The following is a 20,537-nucleotide window of genomic DNA, read 5'->3' on the forward strand; positions in this document are numbered from 1 at the left end:
CCTAGTCCAGGCGCGTGATGGCGAAGCCCTCCTGCTGCAGCAGAGACAGGACGCCGTTCTCGCCCGGCAGGTGAAGCGCTCCGAACGCGGCGACGATGCCGCGGTCCTCGGCGGATGCATCAACGGCGCCGTCCAGAAGCGGCGCAATCCAGGATTCGTTGCGATCGTCCATCAGCCGCGACTGCGCGAGGTTCAATTGCCGGTCCACCTCGTCCCGCGACAGGCCGGAATTGGCATAGGCGTCGAAGCGCCCGAATTCCCAGATCTTCCAGACGTCGCCCGCGAAATACGCGTCGGTCAACGTGACGGCGTAGTCGTCCGCATAGGCCGCCGCGGGCAGCGAAGCACGGATCATGTCCAGCTCCTCCTGCGGCGTCAGGTCGGCAAAGAGGCTGAAGACCGTGTCCCACGGCTCGAGCGCCCGAACCGGCACCTGCGCCTCTTGTGCGACCTCGACCAGGCGCTGGTCCAGACCGCCTGCGTCGCCGCCCTGCTCGGCCATCGCCCGCACCATGCAAGGAGAGATGCCCAGCATCATCGCCACGTACCAGGGCCGCATCCGCGCGGTAATGACCGCCGGCGTGCCGCGATCGGCCATCGCCTCTGACAGCGCCTGCCACTCAGCGGCAGACAGACGTTCTGGCAAGGTCGCACCGGTCTGGCTGACCATCAGCGAAGGGTCCTTAGCCAGCGCCTGCGACAGGCGGGCTTCCTCCTCGGGTCCCGCCTCGACGAAAAGTGAATCCGCCTCGGCGATGATGGGGCGCAGGCGGTCGATCATCGGCCGGTGGCGCGGATCATCGAAGTGATAGGTGCCGACCAAGGTGATCAACTGGTCGTCGCGTCGCGCCTCGAACAGCAGGCCGTTGCGAAACGGCACACCAGCCAGCGCGTCCTTGATGGCCCGCAGGCGGTCGGATGGCATCTGGTCGAACAGATTTCGCCCCTCGCAAGAGGCACCCGATGCCCCCTGCCCCAAGACCAGGACGAAGGCGGCGGCGATGACGGCAAGCTGAGGTTTTGGCAAGGGTTTCCTCCTGTCGGGTCAAGTTTCAAGCTGCCACTTTCTGCGCCTCAAGGCCACCCGTCGCACAACAAGACCCGTTGACAGGCCCGCGAGCTTCGCCTAGATCACCACCATTGGCACTCGCAGCCGGTGAGTGCCAACAGAGCAACACTGCAACCTGAAACATCGGAGTGTTCGAAATGGCATTCAAACCGCTGCATGACCGCGTGCTGGTCCGCCGCGTCCAGGGCGAGGAAAAGACCAAGGGCGGTCTGATCATCCCCGACAACGCCAAGGAAAAGCCCGCCGAGGGCGAGATCATCTCGGTCGGCGATGGCGCGCGCAAGGACTCGGGCGAACTGATCGCACCGTCGGTCAAGGCTGGCGACCGCGTCCTGTTCGGCAAGTGGTCGGGCACCGAGGTCACGGTCGACGGCGAAGAGCTGCTGATCATGAAGGAAAGCGACATCCTGGGCATCATCAGCTGATCCCGGACAGACGCATCCTTCAACGATAAATTCAGGAGAATCAAATGGCATCGAAAGAAGTCAAGTTCAGCACCGACGCCCGCGACCGGATGCTGAAAGGCGTGAACGTCCTGGCCGACGCGGTCAAGGTGACGCTCGGCCCGAAAGGCCGCAACGTCGTGATCGACAAGTCCTTCGGCGCGCCGCGCATCACCAAGGACGGCGTCTCGGTCGCCAAGGAAATCGAACTGTCCGACAAGTTCGAGAACATGGGCGCCCAGATGGTCCGCGAAGTCGCTTCGCGCACCAATGACGAGGCCGGTGACGGTACCACCACCGCGACGGTCCTGGCGCAAGCCATCGTCAAGGAAGGCATGAAGGCGGTCGCCGCCGGCATGAACCCGATGGATCTGAAGCGCGGCATCGACCTGGCGACTTCGAAGGTCGTCGAGGCCATCAAGGCTGCCGCCCGCCCGGTGAACGACAGCGACGAAGTCGCCCAGGTCGGCACCATCTCGGCCAACGGCGAAGCCAACATCGGCCGCTTCATCGCCGACGCAATGCAGAAGGTCGGCAACGAGGGTGTCATCACCGTCGAAGAAAACAAGGGGATGGAGACCGAGGTCGAAGTCGTCGAAGGCATGCAGTTCGACCGCGGCTATCTGTCGCCCTATTTCGTGACCAACCCCGACAAGATGGTTGCGGAAATGGAAGACGCCTACATCCTGCTGCACGAAAAGAAGCTCTCGTCGCTGCAGCCGATGGTTCCGCTGCTGGAAGCTGTCATCCAGTCGGGCAAGCCGCTGGTCATCGTGGCTGAAGACGTCGAAGGCGAGGCCCTGGCCACGCTGGTCGTCAACAAGCTGCGCGGCGGTCTGAAGATCGCGGCCGTGAAGGCGCCGGGCTTTGGCGATCGCCGCAAGGCGATGCTGCAGGACATCGCGATCCTGACCGGCGGTCAGGTCATCAGCGAAGACCTGGGCATGAAGCTGGAAAACGTCGGCATCGACATGCTGGGCCGCGCCAAGAAGATCACGATCAACAAGGACAACACCACCATCGTCGACGGTGCTGGTGAAAAGGCCGAGATCGAAGCCCGCGTCAGCCAGATCCGTCAGCAGATCGAGGAAACCACCTCGGACTACGACAAGGAGAAGCTGCAGGAGCGTGTTGCCAAGCTGGCCGGCGGTGTCGCCGTGATCCGCGTCGGCGGCATGAGCGAAGTCGAAGTGAAAGAGCGCAAGGACCGCGTCGATGACGCACTGAACGCGACCCGTGCGGCCGTTCAGGAAGGCGTCGTCGTCGGTGGCGGCGTGGCCCTGGTCCAGGGCGGCAAGGCGCTGGAAGGCGTCACGGGGATCAACGGCGACCAGGATGCAGGCATCGCCATCATCCGCCGTGCGCTCGAGGCTCCGATGCGCCAGATCGCTGAAAACGCCGGCGTCGATGGCGCTGTCGTGGCCGGCAAAGTTCGCGAATCGTCGGACAAGGCCTTCGGCTTCAACGCTCAGACCGAGGAATATGGCGACATGTTCAAGTTCGGTGTGATCGACCCCGCGAAGGTCGTCCGCACCGCGCTGGAAGACGCCTCGTCGGTCGCCGGTCTGCTAATCACGACCGAAGCGATGATCGCCGAGAAGCCCGAGCCGAAGGCCGCGGCCGGCGGCGGCATGCCCGACATGGGCGGCATGGGCGGGATGATGTAATCATCCCCCTGCCCCGGGCAGACGAAAGGGCGCTCGACCGAGCGCCCTTTTTTCATGTCGCGACGAGAGGCAGAGGATCAGGACAGGATGCCCTCGACGTTCATCGACTTGCAGAGCGACTGGAACCGCGACTGCGCAACCTCGCCCATCAGCTCGCGGCCCGTCTTCGTCAACCGCAGTTCCAGCGATTTCCCCGGCGTCAGTTGAAGTGTTCCCGCATCGGCCGGATCGTCAATGGCGAACATGGCGCCGAAGCGCATCGCCTTGCCCAGGATCTCGGCGGAAAGGATTTCGGCCTCGTCCAGCAGATCGAACAACGGCGCCATCTGCGACTGCGCGCGGTTGTTCTTGTAGCGGTGAAGCAACGCCAGCCCCAGATAGATGCGCTCGGGGTGACTAAGGGCGGCCATGTTGGCGCGGGTGACGTTGTCGAAGCAGGCCTCGGCCCGGTAATCCGGATGGGCGCGCCAGGCGGTGTCGTGCAGCAGACAGGCGGCGCGCATCAGCCGGTCGCGCTCGGGCGAGATGTCGGGAAACAGCGGCAGCAGGAAGTGATACAGCTTCTTGCCGAAGCCCGGCATGCGCGACATCTGCTTTTCCGTAAATCGCGCCGCCTCGATCAGCGGGTCGCGACGGCGCAGTTCGGCCGACATGTGTTCGTAGAGCAGCCCTTCGCGGATGCCATAGCTGGAGATGAACAACTCTTTTGGCGCAAAGACCTCGACAAGCTGCGACAGGACATGAGAGGCCAAGGGCACCAGCTCGATCCGCGACGAGGATATGCCGACAGTGCCGCGCAGGGTGTTCAGGTCGTGCTTGCCGATCCATGCGATCGTGTCGGCGACCGTCTCGGGTGTCATGCGGTATTCGTGCAGGACCGTCATGGGATAGTTCAGCCGCTCCATGTCCAGCCGGGCGATGGCGCGCCATGATCCGCCGACCAGATAGATCCGCTCGTGATGTGTGCCCATCTCCTCGGCCAGTTGGCCGAGGATGCCCGAGATGTGGTTGCGCAGCTTGTCGGAGTCGATCTGCTGCAGTCGGAAGGGCCCCAGCTGCGACGTCACCCGCCGGCCCACCTTGCCGTCGGCCACCTCGGCCAATTCCATTGAGTTGCCGCCGATGTCGCAGACCAGGCCGCGCGCGTCGGGCCAGCCCAGCAGAACCCCTTGGGCCGACAGCCTCGCCTCTTCCTCGCCGTCGATGACGTGCAGCTTCAGCCCGGTCTCGCGCTCGACCCGGTGTTGGAAGTCAGGGCCGTCCGCAGCCTCTCGAACGGCGGCGGTGGCGACGCAGGTCAGCGGCTCGATGTTCATGCTGCGACCAAGGGCCGCGAAGCGCGCCAGGGCGGAAAAGCCACGCTCGATCCCCTTGGGGTTCAGCTTGCCTGTCCGGGCCATGTCCTGGCCAAGCCCCGCCATGACCTTTTCGTTGTAGAAATATGCGGGCGACCGCGCCGCTCCGTCGAAAACGACAAGCCGGATCGAGTTCGAGCCGACGTCGACGACGCCGACCCGCTTCAGCGCCCTCTTGGGCAGCTTGCGGAACTTGGCGCCGAAAGGCTCGATCATGGTCCCGCTGGTGGTTCGCACACCGTTCATCCTGGCGCCCCTTGTCTCATCGTTTCTCGCAACCCGTCACCGGGCGTGATGCGTCAATCCGAGGAATGGGTCAACGCCGGAACGTCCCGTGCCCCGGCAGTTCCTCGCCCCGACAGAGACGGATTTTCCATGAAGAAACGGTGACAGTTGAACAGGTCGTCCCGCCCCTCCGGCAGGTAACGCACGAAGCGGCCATCCGGCTGCAACAGCCAGCTCTGCGCCTCGTCGGCCATGTTGGCGGCCATGACCTGGCTGACGATCTGCGCCTTGACGGTGTCGTTCACGCATTCGACCAGCGTCTCGACCCGGCGGTTCAGGTTGCGGTCCATCCAGTCTGCCGAGCTGATGAACACCCGCGCCTTGGTCGAGGGCAGGCCCTGGCCGTTGCCGAAGCAGACGATACGCGAATGTTCCAGATAGCGTCCAACGATCGATTTCACCCGAATATTGTCCGACAAGCCCCTGATGCCCGGCCGGATTCCGCAGATCCCCCGGATCACGAGGCTGATCCTGACGCCCGCGGCGCTGGCGGCATAGAGCGCCTCGATGACATCGCGCTCGATCAGCGAGTTCAGCTTAGCCCAGATCGCAGCGGGCTTGCCCTGGCGGGCGAACTCGGCCTCTTGCTGGATCATCTCGATCAGGCGGGTCTTCATGTCGATCGGCGCGATGGCCAGGTTCTCCAACCCGGCGGGCTGAACATAGCCCGACAGATAGTTGAAGACCTTGGTGGCGTCGCGCCCAAGTGCTGCGTCGCAGGTGAACAGCGACATGTCGGTATAGATGCGCGCCGTGATCGGGTGATAGTTCCCCGTCCCGTAGTGGGTATAGGTCACCAGCCGCTCGCCCTCGCGCCGCACGACGGTGCTGATCTTGGCGTGGGTCTTGTAGTTGACGAAGCCATAGACGACATGCGCGCCAGCCCGTTCAAGCCGACGGGACTGGCGGATGTTGGCGGCCTCGTCGAAGCGGGCCTTCAGTTCGACCAGGGCCGTTACCGACTTGCCGGCCTCGGCCGCCTCGCAGAGCGCGTCGACGATGGGACTGTCCCGGCTGGTACGATAGAGCGTCTGCTTGATCGCCAAGACGTCCGGATCACGCGCCGCCTGCGCCAGGAAGCGCACGACCATGTCAAAGGTCTCATAGGGATGGTGCAGCAGCATGTCCTTTTGCCGGATCGCCGCAAACATGTCGCCGTCGTGGTCTTGGACGCGCTCGGGGACGCGCGGCGTGAAGGTTGGCCAGAGAAGTTCGCGCCGGTGATCCAGAACCAGCTCCTTGAGGTCGGCCATGCCCAGAAGACCCTCGACCTCGATGACCTCGTCGGGTCCGACCTCCAGTTCCTCCATGATCAGGCGGCGCAGCCGGTCCGGCGCCCCTGCGGTGATCTTCAGGCGGATGACGCTGCCGCGGCGGCGGCGCTTCAGCGCGGTCTCGAACTCGCGGACCAGATCCTCGGCCTCTTCCTCGACCTCGAGGTCGCTGTCGCGCAGCACGCGAAAGCTGCAGTGGCCGACATCGCGATAGCCCGGAAACAGGCTGGACAGATGCATCAGCAGCAGGTCTTCCAGCTTCAGGAACCGCTCACCTCCGGGCAGCGGCACGAAACGCGGCAGCTGCGCCGGGATCGGCAGCAGCGCCTTCATCTGCCGCCCATCGGTTTCCCGCGCCAGCTCCAGCGCCAGTGAGAAGCCGGTGTTTGGGATGAACGGGAACGGATGCGCCGGATCGATCGCAAGGGGCGACAGGACCGGAAATACCCGGCTTTCGAAGTAGTCGTGCAGGAACTCCTGTTCGGCCCCCGTCAGCCGCTGCCGTGACAGGATGACGATGCCCTCCTGCTCCATCTCGCGGCGCAGTCCGTTCCAAACGCCTTGCTGCGCGCCCATCAGACGGCGCGCGTCGGCGTTGATCAGGGCCAGCTGCTCGGCCGGCGTCAGCCCGTCGTCCGATGGGGTGGTGCTGCCCTCGCGCATCAATTCCCGCAGGCCTGCCACGCGGACCGTATAAAACTCGTCAAGGTTGGTCGCGCTGATCGACACGAAGCGCAGACGCTCCAACAGCGGGACGCGCGGGTTTCGCGCCTCGTCCAGAACGCGCCAGTTGAAGGACAACCAGCTGAGCTCGCGGTTGAAGAAGCGCGCGGCGCCCTCGGGGACGCCGCCGGGCAGATCCTTGGGTCCGGGAAAGGGCGTACGCAGGAAATCAGATCGTGTCATCGGCGTCCGGTGGCAGGCTGGCGTTTGATCATGCCTCGGCGTCGGACAGCTTGTCCAGCAAGTCGGCGGCGATGCGGCGGGTCACGGGGCCCTTCTCGGCCATGGCGGCAACGTCCATCGCGGCGACCAGCCGTCGCGCCAGCCCCAGGTCGCGATCCATGTGCAGCACCAGCCAGTCGATCAGACCGTGCGGCACCGCCAGCTGGCGGTCGGCGAACAGCTTGACGAGGACCGCGGCCAGCAGCGACTCGTCCGGCGGCTCCAGCAGGACCTGAGGCATCGCGTCCATCCGCGACCGCAGGTCGGGCAGCACCAGCCCCCAATCCCGCGGCGGCCGGCGCGCCGTCAGCAGCAGCAGGCATTCGCGCGGCCCGCAGAGGTTCCACAGGTGGAACAACGCCTGTTCGGCCCCGGCGGCGAAGCCCGCGTGGTCGGCATCCTCGACGACGACGGCGCCACCCTCGGCCGCGATCGTATCGGCGGCCTCCGGACGCAAGGCGCTGGCACTGATCCGGCGGGCGCCGTTCTCGGCCGCCCAGAATGCGGCAAGGTGCGTCTTCCCCGACCCCTCGGGGCCGATCAGCAGCATCCGGCCCTGCGGCCAGTCCTGCGGCCGGTCCAGCGCCCGAAGTGCTGCCCGGTTTGCGGGCGCGGGCAGGAAATCGGCGCGTGCGTGGGCCGGCGGCGTCGTCAGGTCCAGCGTCAACTGGCGGGAAAGCGGGAATTGCGTCACGCGACCTCGCTAGTCCCGCTCTCGGCGGTTCAGGTCTTCGCGCATGATGTCGATGTGCTGACGGCTGCGGGCGCGGTCGCTGGCCAACCTCGCGGCACGCAGGCGGTCGGCCACGGTGCCCGCCGGCACCATCTCGACCAAAATGGGCTGCGCAGGCTCGGGTGGTTCAGGCTGCCCGGTATAAAGCGCGCTTTCGCGATACCGTGCCAGCAGGAACCGCGCAAGGACCCCCAGGGCCGCGGCCATCGGCACCGCCATGACCAGGCCCACGAAGCCGAACAAGGCGCCGAAGACCGACAGCGCCAGCAGCAGCCAGACCGGATGCAGGCCGACATGGCCGCCGACGATCTTGGGTTGCAGATAATTGCCTTCGACCACCTGGCCGATGGCGAAGATCACGACGACCGCGCCGATCCAAAGCGGGTCGCCCCAGAAGCTGAACAGCGCGACGCCGATGGCCGTCGCGCCGCCGATCAGCACGCCGACATAGGGAATGAATGACAGCACGGCCGCCATGATGCCGATGAAGAAGCCGAAGGGCAGGCCCACGAACATCAGCGCCAGCGCGTACCAGGTCCCCAGGATCAGGATCACCACGGCCTGACCCCGCACGAAGCCGGCCAAAGCGTCGTCGATCTCGGCCGCGAGGTGCCGGATCACGGACGCATGTTCGCGCGGCAGGTGGCGGTCGATGCTGGCCACCATGTTGTCCCAGTCCAGCAGCAGATAGAACGCCACGACCGGCACGATCACCAGCAGCGCCAGCGTCCCGATGGCGCCACGCACCGACCCCAGCACGGTCGATGCCACGCGGCCCGCCTGCTCTCCGATGGTGGCCTGAAGGTCGGTCAGCGTCTGCTGCAACCCACCGGCATGGGGGATGACGCCCGGAAAGCGCGCGTCGATGAAGACCCGCGCCTGGTCCAGCATCTGGGGCGCGATCTCGATCAGGGCGGAGGCCTGTCGGAACAGGATCGGCACGACCAGAAGGACGATGGCGACGAAAGCCAGCACGACGATGAAGGTGATCAGCACCACTGACATGGTCCGCGACAGGCCCGCCCGTTCCAGCCGGTCGGCGACCGGGTCCAGCAGATAGGCCACGCCTGCGCCGATGATGAAGGGCAGCACCGCCTGGCCCAGCAGCCACAGCGTCAGCAGCAGCACCAATGCGGCGATGCCCCACCACATGACCTGCTTGCGAACGGGGTTGCGCATGGATTTCGACCTCTGCCCTCGGATGGGGGGAATGTGCCGTCACGGGCGGACGGTTGCAAGCGCCATGCTTGGCAAGGCGGGGCCGATCCGGTATCGCTCGGCCGAACCGCTGTGAAGGACCCTGCCCATGCGCCTGTCGCGATATTTCCTGCCCGTGCTGAAGGAAGACCCCAAGGAGGCGCAGATCGTCAGCCACCGGCTGATGCTGCGCGCGGGCATGATCAAGCAGCAGGCGGCGGGCATCTATTCCTGGCTGCCGATGGGCTTCAAGGTCCTGCGCCGGATCGAGCAGATCGTGCACGAAGAACAGCAGCGTGCGGGCCATATCCCCATGCTGATGCCGACCCTGCAGCCGGCGGACCTGTGGCGAGAATCCGGCCGTTACGACGATTATGGCGAGGAGATGCTGCGCATCAAGGACCGCCACAAGCGCGACCTGCTGTATGGTCCCACGAACGAGGAAATGATCACCGACATCTTCCGCAGCCACGTGAATAGCTACAAGGATCTGCCGCTGACGCTGTACCACATCCAGTGGAAGTTCCGCGACGAGATCCGCCCCCGCTTCGGCGTCATGCGCGGGCGCGAGTTCCTGATGAAGGACGGCTATACGTTCGACCTGACCAAGGAAGACGCACTGCACGCCTATAACCGCCACTTGGTCAGCTATCTGCGCAGCTATGAGCGCATGGGCCTTCGGGCGATCCCGATGCGCGCGGATGGCGGGCCCATCGGCGGAGATTATACGCACGAGTTCCTGGTGCTGGCGGAAACCGGCGAATCCGAGGTTTTCTATGACAGCCAGATCACCGACCTGACCTTCGGCGATCGCAAGATCGATTATGACAGCGTGGATGAGTGCCAGGCGGTGCTGGACGAATTCACCAGCCGCTATGCCCGGACCGATGAGACGCATGACCAGGCGATCTTCGACCAGGTGCCCGAGGAGCGCCGCCGCACAGCGCGCGGGATCGAGGTCGGGCAGATCTTCTATTTCGGCACCAAGTATTCCGAGCCGATGGGGGCCACCGTCGTCGGCCCCGACGGGCAGCGCGTGCCGGTCCACATGGGCAGCCACGGCATCGGCGTCAGCCGCCTGCTGGGCGCGATTATCGAGGCGAACCACGACGAGAAGGGCATCATCTGGCCCGAGGGCGTGACGCCATTCCATGTAGGCATCGTGAACCTGAAGCAGGGCGACAATTCGACCGACAGCGCCTGCGAGGCGATCTATGCCGAACTGCAGGCGCGCGGTCTGGACCCGCTTTATGACGACCGCGACGAGCGTGCGGGCGCCAAGTTCGCGTCGATGGACCTGATCGGCCTGCCCTGGCGGATCACCGTCGGCCCGCGCGGCCTGTCGGCCAACAAGGTCGAGTTGACGAACCGCCGCACCGGCGAGAGCGAGGAGCTGTCGCCCAAGGATGCCATCGCGCGCCTGGCCCAGACATATCAGCCCGTGCTGGAAATGGCCGCCCCGGACCGCTGACGGACTGCGGGTGCTGCGGCGTGAATTGCCGCAGCGTCACCTGCGAAATTGACCAAAAAGCATGCTTCCTTGCAGGACAACGCCCCTTTCTTTTTGAAAGGGGCGCTTCTAACCTGCTGGCAGGACAATGTTCCAACTGGGAGACGACCACATGAAAAAACTTCTTCTTGCGACCGCCGCCGGCGCGCTTTTGGCCGGTGCCGCTGGCGCTGAAGAAATCAAGCTGGGCGTATCGCTCGGCTTCACGGGTCCGCTGGAATCGATGGCGCCGGGGATGCAGAGCGGCGCGGAACTGGCGATGAAGGAAGTCAGCGACTCAGGTCTGCTGCTGGACGGATCGACCGTCACCAGCGTCACTGGCGATTCCACTTGCATCGACGCGGCCGCCGCGACCGCCACAGTGGAACGCCTGATCACGGCCGAGAACGTCAAGGGCATCGTCGGCGGCATGTGCTCGGGCGAGACGATCGCCTCGCTGGAAAACGTCGCAAAGCCGAACGGCGTCGTGATGATCTCGCCCTCGGCGACCTCGCCCGCGCTATCGACAATTGAGGATGATGGCCTGTTCTTCCGCACCTCACCGTCGGATGCGCGCCAGGGCGAGGTGATGGCCAACATCATCATGGACCGCGGCATCGACACGGTCGCCGTGACCTATACCAACAACGACTATGGCAAGGGCCTGGCCGACAGCTTCCAAGCCGCGTTCGAGGAAAAAGGCGGCACTGTCACGGTGAACGCCGCGCATGACGACGGCAAGGCCGACTATTCGGCCGAAGTCGCGGCGCTTTCGGCCGCAGGTGGCGACGCGCTGGTCGTGGCGGGCTATGTCGACCAGGGCGGTTCGGGCATCGTCCGCGCAGCGCTCGACACCGGCGCCTTCGACACCTTCGTCTTCCCCGACGGCATGGTCGGGCAGGCGCTCGAGGACAACTTCGGCACCGAGATCGAGGGCAGCTTCGGCCAGAACCCCGCAGCCGAGGGCGAAGGACGCGAGACATATCTGAGCATGGCCGAAGAGGCCGGCTTCGACGGCTCGGGCGCCTTCTCGGCCGAGGCTTATGACGCGGCTGCGCTGATCATGCTGGCGATGGCCAAGGCCGGTTCGTCCGACCCGGCGACCTACAAGGGCAGCATCATGGATGTCGCCAACGAGCCGGGCGAAAAGATCATGCCGGGCGAGTTGGGCAAGGCGCTGGAAATCATCAACGGCGGCGGCGACGTCGACTATGTCGGCGCTACGGCGGTCGAAATGGTGGGCGCGGGCGAATCCGCCGGCGTCTATCGCGAGATCCAGTTCACCGACGGCAAGATCGAGGTCGTCGGGTATCGCTGATCGCTGCGAAACCACCGGGGCCCGGCATCTTGCGATGCCGGGTTTTTACATGAAGACAGCAACTTGCTGCGATAACTTCACCTCGAATGTGAAGACAGGGAAGTAGAAGAATGATCCGGGTCGAAGACCTTCACAGACATTTCGGCGGCTTCCGTGCCGTAGATGGCGCCAGCCTGACGATCGAGACCGGCTCGATCACCGGGCTGATCGGCCCGAACGGCGCCGGGAAATCGACGCTATTCAACGTTATCGCAGGTGTTCTGCCGCCCACGTCGGGCCGCGTATTCATGGATGGCGAGGACATCACCGGCCTGCCGCCGCACACGCTGTTCCACAAGGGCCTGCTGCGGACCTTTCAGCTGGCGCATGAATTCTCCAGCATGACGGTGCGCGAGAACCTGATGATGGTACCCGGCGCGCAAGCCGGAGAGACGATCTGGAAGACCTGGTTCCAGCGCGGCCGCATCGACCGCGAGGAGGCCGAACTGCGCCGCAAGGCCGACGAAGTTCTGGACTTCCTGACCATCCGCCACCTGACCCATGAAAAGGCCGGCAACCTCTCGGGCGGCCAGAAGAAGCTGTTGGAACTGGGCCGCACGATGATGGTCGACGCCAAGATCGTCTTCCTCGACGAGGTGGGCGCTGGCGTGAACCGCACGCTTCTGATGACTATCGCCGACGCGATCATCCGCCTGAACAAGGAACGCGGCTACACCTTTTGCGTGATCGAGCATGACATGGACTTCATCGGCAAGCTTTGCGACCCGGTGATCGTCATGGCCGAGGGCAAGGTCCTGGCCACGGGCAGCGCCCAGGACATCATGCAGAACGAGGCCGTGATCGAGGCCTATCTGGGCACGGGCCTCAAGAACAAGGACATGGTGGGCGCATGAGCGATCAGGATGCAGTCTTCGGCAAGCGCGGCAATCGCGACCGGTCGGTAGTAAACCCGCTGGGGCGTGGCACCGTCGACGGGGAACGCAGGTCCGGACCGACCGGGCCCGGCCGCACAGGCGACCCATTCCTAATCGGCGAGAACATGACCGGCGGCTATGGCAAGGGCGCCGACATCCTGCACGACTGCACCATCGCGGTCGAGGCGGGGCAGATCGCCGTCATCGTCGGCCCGAACGGTGCCGGCAAGTCGACGGCGATGAAGGCCATCTTCGGCATGCTGAACCTGCGCCGGGGCAGCGTGCGACTGAACGGGCAGGACATCACCGCGCTGAACCCGCAGGACCGGGTCAGGGCGGGCATGGGATTTGTCCCGCAGGTCAACAACATCTTCCCGTCCATGACGGTCGAGGAGAACCTAGAGATGGGCGCCTACATCCGGGGCGACGACATCCGCCGCACGATGGAGCAGGTCTATGACCTGTTTCCCGCCGTTGCCGAAAAGCGCCGTCAAGCCGCCGGAGAGCTGTCGGGCGGCCAGCGCCAGCAGGTCGCGGTGGGCCGTGCACTGATGACGCAGCCCAAGGTGCTGATGCTGGACGAACCGACCGCCGGCGTCAGCCCCATCGTCATGGACGAGCTGTTCGACCGCATCATCGCCATCGCACGCGGCGGGCTGCCGGTGCTGATGGTTGAACAGAACGCCCGCCAGGCGATGATGATCGCCGACAAGGCCTATGTGCTGGTGCAGGGGGCAAACGCCCATACCGGCACCGGAAAGGAACTGATGCAGAACGACGAGGTGCGCCGCACCTTCCTGGGGGGCTGAGCCTTGGATATCCTGAACGCCCTCGTGGTCTTTCTGAACTTCGTCTTCATTCCCGCCGCCGCCTATGGTGCGCAGCTGGCGCTCGGCGCGCTTGGCGTGACGCTGATCTATGGCATCCTGCGGTTCTCGAACTTCGCGCATGGCGACACCATGGCCTTCGGCACCGCCATCGTCATCATCCTGACCTGGGGCCTGCAGGCGATCGGCATCAGCGCCGGGCCCCTCCCCACGGCGCTGATCGCCCTGCCCTTCGGGATCGCACTGACCGCGATATTGGTGTTGGGCACCGACCGCGCCGTCTATCGCTTCTATCGCCGGCAGAAAGCCGCGCCGATCATCCTGGTCATGGCCTCGGTCGGCGTGATGTTCGTGATGAACGGTCTGACGCGCCTGCTGATCGGCGTTGACGAATACCGCTTCGACGACGGCGCGCGTTTCATCGTCGATGTCCGGTCGTTCCGAGAGATGACCGGCCTGACAGAAGGCCTGGCGCTGCGATCGACGCAGGCGCTGACGCTGGTCGTGGCGGTCCTGGTGGTGATCGCACTCTTCTGGTTCCTGAACCGGACCAAGTCCGGCAAGGCAATGCGCGCCTATTCCGACAACGAGGATCTTGCCCTGCTGTCGGGCATCGACCCCGAACGCGTTGTCCGGCTAACCTGGATCATCGCCGCGGGACTCGCGACCATCGCAGGCACACTCTATGGTTTGGACAAATCATTCAAGGCGTTCAATTATTTCCAGATCCTGCTGCCGATCTTCGCGGCGGCCATCGTCGGGGGTCTCGGCAACCCCGTCGGTGCCATCGCGGGCGGGTTCCTGGTCGCATTCTCGGAGGTTGCCGTCACCTACCCCTGGGTCAAGGTGGTCGGCTATGTCGCCCCCTGGTACGAACCCGGCGGCTTGATGCAGCTGCTGGGGACGGAATATAAATTCGCGGTCAGCTTCGTGATCCTGATCGTGGTCCTGCTGTTCAGGCCGACGGGCCTGTTCCGCGGCAAGTCGGTGTAAGGGGACAAGATCATGGCAACTAACCGTCAAGCTACGACCTCGTACAGCCGCTGGCGCGCCCTCATCCTGTTCGCGGTTCTGGCGATCCTCTTCGTGCTGGAGGGTACCGTGCGGAATGCGATGTTCTCGGGCAGCTGGAACACCTCGCTCGCGATCCTGAACATGGGCCTTCTGTCGGCGATCACCGCGCTTGGGGTGAACATGCAATGGGGCTATGCGGGCCTCTTCAACGTCGGCGTTGTGGGTTTCCTGGCCATGGGTGCGCTGGCGCCGGTGCTGGTATCCCTGCCCCCGGTCGAGGGCGCCTGGTCCGCCGGTGGTACCCGGCTGATGCTGGCGCTGCTGATGGGTCTGGGCACGCTGGCTTTGGCCAAGCTGGCCTGGTCACGCAGCCGCAGCGGCATTGTCACGGCCATCGTCCTGATTGCGGGGTTCGTCGCCTATCGTTGGCTCTTCGACCCTGCCGTCACCGCGATCGAGGCGAACAACCCCGCCCGCCACGGCAATATCGGCGGCCTTGGCCTGCCGGTGCTGCTATCATGGGTCGTGGGCGGTGTCTTTGCGGCCATCGCGGCCTGGGGCATCGGCAAGGTGGCCCTGGGGCTACGCTCGGACTATCTGGCCATTGCGACGCTTGGGATTGGCGAGATTATTGTGGCGGTTCTCAAGAACGAGGACTGGCTGGCCCGCGGCGTCAAGAACATCACCTCGATCCCCCGCCCCGTCGCGGCTGAGATTGACCTGCAGAACAACCCTGACTTCGTCAGCTTTGCCGCAGGCTGGGGGTTCGATGCGGCCGAGGCGTCAGGCATCTGGGTCAAGCTCAGCTACATGTCGTTGTTCCTGGTGGTGCTGCTGGTCCTGATCCTGCTGGCGGAGCTGGCGCTGAACTCGCCCTGGGGTCGGATGATGCGCGCGATCCGCGACAATGAGACCGCGGCAGAGGCCATGGGCAAGGACGTCACGCGGCGTCACCTGCAGGTCTTCATCCTGGGCTCGGCGGTCATCGGCATTGCCGGGGCGATGATGGTGACGCTGGACGGGCTTCTGGCGCCGACCAGCTACAACCCGCTGCGCTATACGTTCCTGATCTGGGTCATGGTGATCGTCGGCGGGTCCGGCAACAACTGGGGCGCGGTTCTGGGCGCTGTCACGATCTGGTTTCTGTGGATCAAGGCCGAGGTCTGGGGCCCGGCGCTGATCGCGTTGCTGACCGGCCCGATGGCCGCCGGCCCGGTCAAGGCGCATCTTTTGGACAGCGCGCCGCACATGCGCTTCATCGCCATGGGCCTGGTGCTGCTGCTGGTCCTGCGCTTCGCGCCACGGGGCCTGCTGCCCGAGAAATAGGCGCCCATCCGGCGTCGGTGCGGGGCCTTTCGGCCCCGCGCTTTATTGCAAGACACCCGGGCAGTCGTTGCCCATCACGGTGCTCAGCCACAGTCGACCATCCGGCCCGCGCGCAACACCGCTTCCGACCTCATAGCTCAGCTGACCCAGAAGCTGCTCGCGCTGCGGACCGGGGATCAGCCAGCTGGCAACGGCCCCGTCGGGCGTCGTGCCGACATTGACCAGTTGCACGACACCGCAGGTCGGGTAGCCCACCGCACGGGCGCGGTCGACGACGTTCGATCCGTTCGACCCCGCCACGTCGGCCTGCTGCATCATCGCCATGTCGCAGGCATGCGACAGCGCGATTGTGTTCAGATCCTCACTGATCTCCAGCGCGGGCTTTGCCTCGGCCAGGCGGGCGCCGTTCACCAACTGGTTCAGGCGCGCGCCGGCTTCCGGGACGCCGCTGCACATGGCCGCCAGCCCATCCTCGGGGATGGGGGCGGTGGGTTCGGGAATTTGCGGCTGGCAGGCCGCGATCACCAGGGAGGATCCCAGGACCAGCAACGGACGAAACATCGCACATACCTCACGCTTGGAATTTATTCCCAACGTCAGTGCGTTCCGAGGGTTCCGCAACAGCCTCTTGCATGGTTCCCGAACGGCGCTTAAAGCGCATCCATGACCCAGCACCAGCGCCTTCTGATCATCGACTTTGGCAGCCAGGTGACGCAGCTGATCGCGCGTCGCCTGCGTGAACTGAACGTCTATTGCGAAATCCACCCGTTCAACGCGGTGACCGACGACATCCTGCGCCACATGGCGCCGCAAGCGGTCATCCTGTCGGGCAGCCCTGCCAGCGTGACCGAAGAGGCCAGCCCCCGCGCCCCGCAGGCGGTGTTCGAGCTGGGCGTGCCGGTCTTCGGCATCTGCTATGGTCAGCAGGTCATGATGGAGCAGCTGGGCGGTCGTGTCGAATCCGGTCATCACGCCGAATACGGCCGTGCCTTCATCGCGCCGGCGCCGGGCCACAAGCAGGACGGCATATTCGCCGGACTATTCGCCAGCGGCCGTGAAGAGGTATGGATGAGCCACGGCGACCGCGTCACCACGCTGGCGCCGGGCTTCGAGGTGATCGGCACCTCGCCCAACGCGCCGATAGCGATGATCGCCGATGAGACGCGGCATTTCTATGGCGTGCAGTTCCACCCCGAGGTGCATCATACGCCGAACGGCCGGACGATGCTGGAAAACTTCGTCCGGCTGGCGGGCTTCACCGGCGACTGGACGATGGCCTCCTACAAGGACGAGGCGATCCGCAAGATCCGCGAACAGGTCGGCGACCGTAAGGTCATCTGCGGGCTGTCCGGCGGCGTCGACAGCAGCGTGGCGGCGGTGCTGATCCACGAGGCGATCGGTGACCAGCTGACCTGCGTCTTCGTCGACCACGGCCTTCTGCGGCTGAACGAGGCCGAGGAGGTCGTGAAGATGTTTCGCGACAACTACAACATCCCGCTGATCCACGCCGATGAGGCCGACCTGTTCCTAGGTTCGCTGGAAGGCGTCAGCGACCCCGAGGTCAAGCGCAAGATCATCGGGCGGCTGTTCATCGACGTGTTCCAGAAATACGCGGGCCAGATCGACGGTGCCGAGTTCCTCGCGCAGGGCACGCTCTATCCCGACGTGATCGAAAGCGTCAGCTTCGCCGGCGGCCCCTCGGTCACGATCAAGAGCCACCACAACGTCGGCGGCCTGCCCGAAAAGATGGGCCTGAAGCTGGTGGAACCGCTGCGCGAGCTGTTCAAGGACGAGGTGCGCGAACTCGGCCGCGAGCTGGGACTGCCGGAAAGCTTCATCGGCCGCCACCCCTTCCCCGGCCCCGGCCTGGCCATCCGCTGCCCCGGAGAGATCACCCGCGAGAAGCTGGAGATCCTGCGCAAGGCGGATGCCGTCTTCATCGACCAGATCCGCAAGCATGGCCTTTACGACGACATCTGGCAGGCCTTCGTCGCGATCCTGCCGGTGCGCACGGTGGGCGTGATGGGCGACGGCCGCACCTATGATTTTGCCTGCGCCCTGCGCGCCGTCACCAGCGTGGACGGCATGACGGCGGATTACTATCCCTTTACTCACGAGTTCCTGGGCGAAACCGCGACGCGCATCATCAACGAGGTCAAGGGCATCAACCGCTGCACATATGACATCACCTCGAAGCCGCCGGGCACGATCGAATGGGAATGACGCGGCGCCCTGCCGCATGACGATCGGGAACGCGCGGGGCAGCCTGCGCGTCCTTTCGTTTTACCGGGGGGCGTCATGCGGCTGATCCTTGTGCTGGGCGACCAGCTGACCCACGACCTGTCGGCGCTGCGGCTGGCTGAGCCAAGTGACGTGGTGGTCATGGCCGAGGTCATGGCCGAAGCCAGCTATGTCCGGCACCATCCCAAGAAGATCGCCTTCATTTTCGCAGCCATGCGCAAGTTCGCGGCTGAACTGCGCGAGGGCGGCCGGACCGTTGCCTATACCCGGCTCGACGATCCCGACAACAGCCAGTCGATTCCAAGCGAGTTGCTGCGCCGAGCAGCGGAGTATGGCGCAGACGACATCATCGCGACCGAGCCCGGCGAATGGCGCCTGATCCAGGCGCTTGGCGACATGCCGGTGCCGGTCAGGCAGCTTCCCGACGACCGCTTCTTCGCCAGTCACGCCGAATTCGCAGACTGGGCCAGAGGCCGCAAGGACCTGCGGATGGAGTGGTTCTATCGTGAGATGCGCCGCAAGACGGGCCTTCTGATGAAGGACGGCCAGCCCGAAGGGGGCAAGTGGAACTTCGACCAAGACAACAGAAAGCCCGCCGCGCCGGATCTGCTGCGGGAAGGTCCATTGGCCTTCGCGCCCGATGAAGTGACCGCCGAGGTTCTGGGTCTTGTCGAAGCCCGCTTTCCGGAAAACTTCGGCCGGCTGCGCCCGTTCGACTATGCCACCGATCGCCGGGACGCGCTGAAGGCGCTGGACCATTTCATCATCCATTCGCTGGACGAATTCGGCCCTTATCAGGACGCGATGCTGTCGGACGATCCGCATCTGCACCACTCGGTCCTGTCGGCCTATATCAATGCTGGGCTTCTGTCGGCGGCCGAGGTCTGCCAGGCCGCCGCCGACGCCTATGACGCCGGACGAGTGCGCCTGAATTCGGCCGAGGGGTTCATCCGGCAGATCCTGGGCTGGCGCGAATACATGCGCGGGATCTATTTCCTCGAAGGGCCTGACTATACCCGCCGCAACGCGCTTGGGCATGACCGCGATCTGCCGCCTCTCTACTGGGGGGCGCCGACTCGGATGAACTGCCTGTCCCATGCAGTCGCCCAGACCCGCGACCTGGCACACGCGCATCACATTCAGCGGCTGATGGTGACCGGGAACTTCGCCCTTCTGGCAGGCTGCGACCCGCACCAGGTCCACGAATGGTATCTGGAGGTCTATATCGACGCCTATGAATGGGTCGAGGCGCCCAATGTCATCGGCATGAGCCAGTTCGCCGACGGCGGCGTGGTCGGCAGCAAGCCCTATGTCAGTTCCGGCAACTACATCAACAAGATGTCCGACTACTGCCGGGGCTGCGCCTACAAGGTCCGCGACAAGACGGGTCCGGATGCGTGCCCTTTCAACCTGCTCTACTGGCATTTCCTCGACCGCCACCGTGACCGGTTCGCGGGCAATCCCCGCATCGGCCGCATCTATTCGTCCTGGGACCGGATGGATGCCGACAAGCGGGCCACTGTCCTGTCGGACGCCGACGCGTTCCTTGCTCGCATGGATGCCGGGGAAGAGGTCTGAGGCCGCTTGACCCGGCCGCCCCGTCCGCCGATGCTGCGCCGACGACGCACCGGGGAACCCGACATGAGCAGCTGCGCCTGCGGCCATCACCACCACACCACGACTGACACCTCGGGCGAGACCGTCCTGCTGGAGACGCCGCTGTTCGGCCTGCACGGCCGGCTGACGTGCCGCGACATGGCGCAGATGATGACCACGTTGGACCTGCTGCCGGACCACGCCGCCCTCAGCCGGGCCGAGCCAGGCTGCCTGCGCTTTGACATCACGCAGTCCGAAGATCCGATGATCTGGGACTTGGAGGAGCTCTTCAGCGACAGGAGGGCCTTTGAAGCGCATCAGGGCAGGACGCGGGCCAGCCCCTGGGGCGAACGCAGCGGCGACCTGAAGCGGGACTTTCATGACCACGCCATCCAGCCGCGCATCCGGCCCCAGGTGCCTGCAGACAGCGAAGCAATCGACCGGTTGCTGGCCCACACCTTCGACGGTCCAGCCGAAGCGCGGCTGGTCCGCGACCTGCGCGCCGATGGCGACCTGGCATACTCGGTGGTGGCGCATGCGCAGGGCACGATCATCGGGTATGCCGCCTTGTCGCCCCTGGTGGCCGACTGTCCTGCCTTCGCCCTGGCACCGGTCGCGGTCCACCCCGCCGTCCAGGGGCGCGGCCTTGGCCGCGCGCTGGTCGCCGCCGCGCTTCGGGCAGCCGGCGACCACGCGGTCGTCGTGCTGGGCGATCCGCGTTTTTAGTCCCGCCTGAACACCTCTATCAGGCGGCGGATGGGAGGTGCTGACGGGGATTTCCTCGCGGGATGACGGCGCACCAGGTAAAGCAGCAAACACAAAAAGGCTCTGAGATGGGCAAGGA

17 protein-coding genes are annotated in these 20,537 nt (G+C 65.1%); 11 read left to right on the forward strand and 6 right to left on the reverse strand.

Annotated elements, in window-relative coordinates; genetic code table 11:
• Position 1: 1 nt before the first annotated feature.
• On the reverse strand, positions 2–1,027 hold the full coding sequence (locus tag OC184_RS12950) for a TraB/GumN family protein (protein ID WP_265507602.1): 1,026 nt from the start codon (positions 1,025–1,027) through the stop codon (positions 2–4).
• Positions 1,028–1,206: 179 nt separating this feature from the next.
• Between OC184_RS12950 and OC184_RS12955 the strand changes: the two genes are divergently transcribed.
• Both OC184_RS12955 and groL read left to right on the forward strand, forming a co-directional pair.
• Complete coding sequence (locus OC184_RS12955) at positions 1,207–1,494, forward strand: co-chaperone GroES (protein ID WP_265507603.1); 288 nt, start codon at positions 1,207–1,209, stop codon at positions 1,492–1,494.
• A 44-nt stretch (positions 1,495–1,538) separates the two neighbouring features.
• Positions 1,539–3,179: a chaperonin GroEL gene (groL, locus tag OC184_RS12960; RefSeq protein WP_265507604.1), complete on the forward strand. Its 1,641-nt coding sequence runs from the start codon at positions 1,539–1,541 to the stop codon at positions 3,177–3,179.
• A 77-nt stretch (positions 3,180–3,256) separates the two neighbouring features.
• Here the strand turns inward: groL and OC184_RS12965 are convergent, their stop codons facing one another.
• From OC184_RS12965 to OC184_RS12980, 4 genes are read right to left on the reverse strand one after another with little or no spacing between them, the layout of a single operon-like run.
• On the reverse strand, positions 3,257–4,780 hold the full coding sequence (locus tag OC184_RS12965) for a Ppx/GppA family phosphatase (protein WP_378926561.1): 1,524 nt from the start codon (positions 4,778–4,780) through the stop codon (positions 3,257–3,259).
• Positions 4,781–4,833: 53 nt separating this feature from the next.
• On the reverse strand, positions 4,834–6,999 hold the full coding sequence (locus OC184_RS12970) for an RNA degradosome polyphosphate kinase (RefSeq protein WP_265507605.1): 2,166 nt from the start codon (positions 6,997–6,999) through the stop codon (positions 4,834–4,836).
• A gap of 28 nt (positions 7,000–7,027) precedes the next feature.
• Complete coding sequence (locus OC184_RS12975; protein ID WP_265507606.1) at positions 7,028–7,732, reverse strand: P-loop NTPase family protein; 705 nt, start codon at positions 7,730–7,732, stop codon at positions 7,028–7,030.
• Between the two features lie 9 nt (positions 7,733–7,741).
• A complete protein-coding gene (locus tag OC184_RS12980) occupies positions 7,742–8,950 on the reverse strand; it encodes an AI-2E family transporter (protein WP_265507607.1) in 1,209 nt (402 codons plus the stop codon).
• Between the two features lie 127 nt (positions 8,951–9,077).
• Between OC184_RS12980 and proS the strand changes: the two genes are divergently transcribed.
• The 6 genes from proS to OC184_RS13010 all read left to right on the forward strand — a co-directional run bounded on the left by proS (position 9,078) and on the right by OC184_RS13010 (position 15,856).
• A complete protein-coding gene (gene proS / locus OC184_RS12985; protein WP_265507608.1) occupies positions 9,078–10,439 on the forward strand; it encodes a proline--tRNA ligase in 1,362 nt (453 codons plus the stop codon).
• Between the two features lie 151 nt (positions 10,440–10,590).
• Positions 10,591–11,775: an ABC transporter substrate-binding protein gene (locus tag OC184_RS12990; RefSeq protein ID WP_265507609.1), complete on the forward strand. Its 1,185-nt coding sequence runs from the start codon at positions 10,591–10,593 to the stop codon at positions 11,773–11,775.
• Positions 11,776–11,885: 110 nt separating this feature from the next.
• The gene (locus OC184_RS12995; protein WP_265507610.1) at positions 11,886–12,668 is read left to right on the forward strand and encodes an ABC transporter ATP-binding protein; all 783 of its coding nucleotides are present in this window, start codon (positions 11,886–11,888) and stop codon (positions 12,666–12,668) included.
• Positions 12,665–13,498, forward strand: a complete 834-nt coding sequence (locus tag OC184_RS13000; RefSeq protein ID WP_265507611.1) for an ABC transporter ATP-binding protein — start codon at positions 12,665–12,667, stop codon at positions 13,496–13,498. The genes OC184_RS12995 and OC184_RS13000 overlap by 4 nt, the downstream gene beginning before the upstream one ends.
• Positions 13,499–13,501: 3 nt before the next feature.
• A complete protein-coding gene (locus tag OC184_RS13005; RefSeq protein ID WP_265507612.1) occupies positions 13,502–14,509 on the forward strand; it encodes a branched-chain amino acid ABC transporter permease in 1,008 nt (335 codons plus the stop codon).
• A gap of 12 nt (positions 14,510–14,521) precedes the next feature.
• On the forward strand, positions 14,522–15,856 hold the full coding sequence (locus OC184_RS13010) for a branched-chain amino acid ABC transporter permease (RefSeq protein WP_265507613.1): 1,335 nt from the start codon (positions 14,522–14,524) through the stop codon (positions 15,854–15,856).
• A 42-nt stretch (positions 15,857–15,898) separates the two neighbouring features.
• Here the strand turns inward: OC184_RS13010 and OC184_RS13015 are convergent, their stop codons facing one another.
• The gene (locus OC184_RS13015) at positions 15,899–16,417 is read right to left on the reverse strand and encodes a CAP domain-containing protein (RefSeq protein ID WP_265507614.1); all 519 of its coding nucleotides are present in this window, start codon (positions 16,415–16,417) and stop codon (positions 15,899–15,901) included.
• Between the two features lie 102 nt (positions 16,418–16,519).
• Between OC184_RS13015 and guaA the strand changes: the two genes are divergently transcribed.
• The 3 genes from guaA to OC184_RS13030 all read left to right on the forward strand — a co-directional run bounded on the left by guaA (position 16,520) and on the right by OC184_RS13030 (position 20,419).
• On the forward strand, positions 16,520–18,079 hold the full coding sequence (gene guaA / locus OC184_RS13020) for a glutamine-hydrolyzing GMP synthase (RefSeq protein ID WP_265507615.1): 1,560 nt from the start codon (positions 16,520–16,522) through the stop codon (positions 18,077–18,079).
• Positions 18,080–18,154: 75 nt separating this feature from the next.
• Entirely contained in the window at positions 18,155–19,675 is a 1,521-nt protein-coding gene (locus tag OC184_RS13025; protein ID WP_265507616.1) for a cryptochrome/photolyase family protein, read from the forward strand.
• Between the two features lie 63 nt (positions 19,676–19,738).
• On the forward strand, positions 19,739–20,419 hold the full coding sequence (locus tag OC184_RS13030; protein ID WP_265507617.1) for a GNAT family N-acetyltransferase: 681 nt from the start codon (positions 19,739–19,741) through the stop codon (positions 20,417–20,419).
• Positions 20,420–20,537: the final 118 nt, after the last annotated feature.

Origin of the sequence: Paracoccus rhizosphaerae, assembly GCF_026162645.1 — a bacterium.
Classification (GTDB): domain Bacteria; phylum Pseudomonadota; class Alphaproteobacteria; order Rhodobacterales; family Rhodobacteraceae; genus Paracoccus; species Paracoccus rhizosphaerae.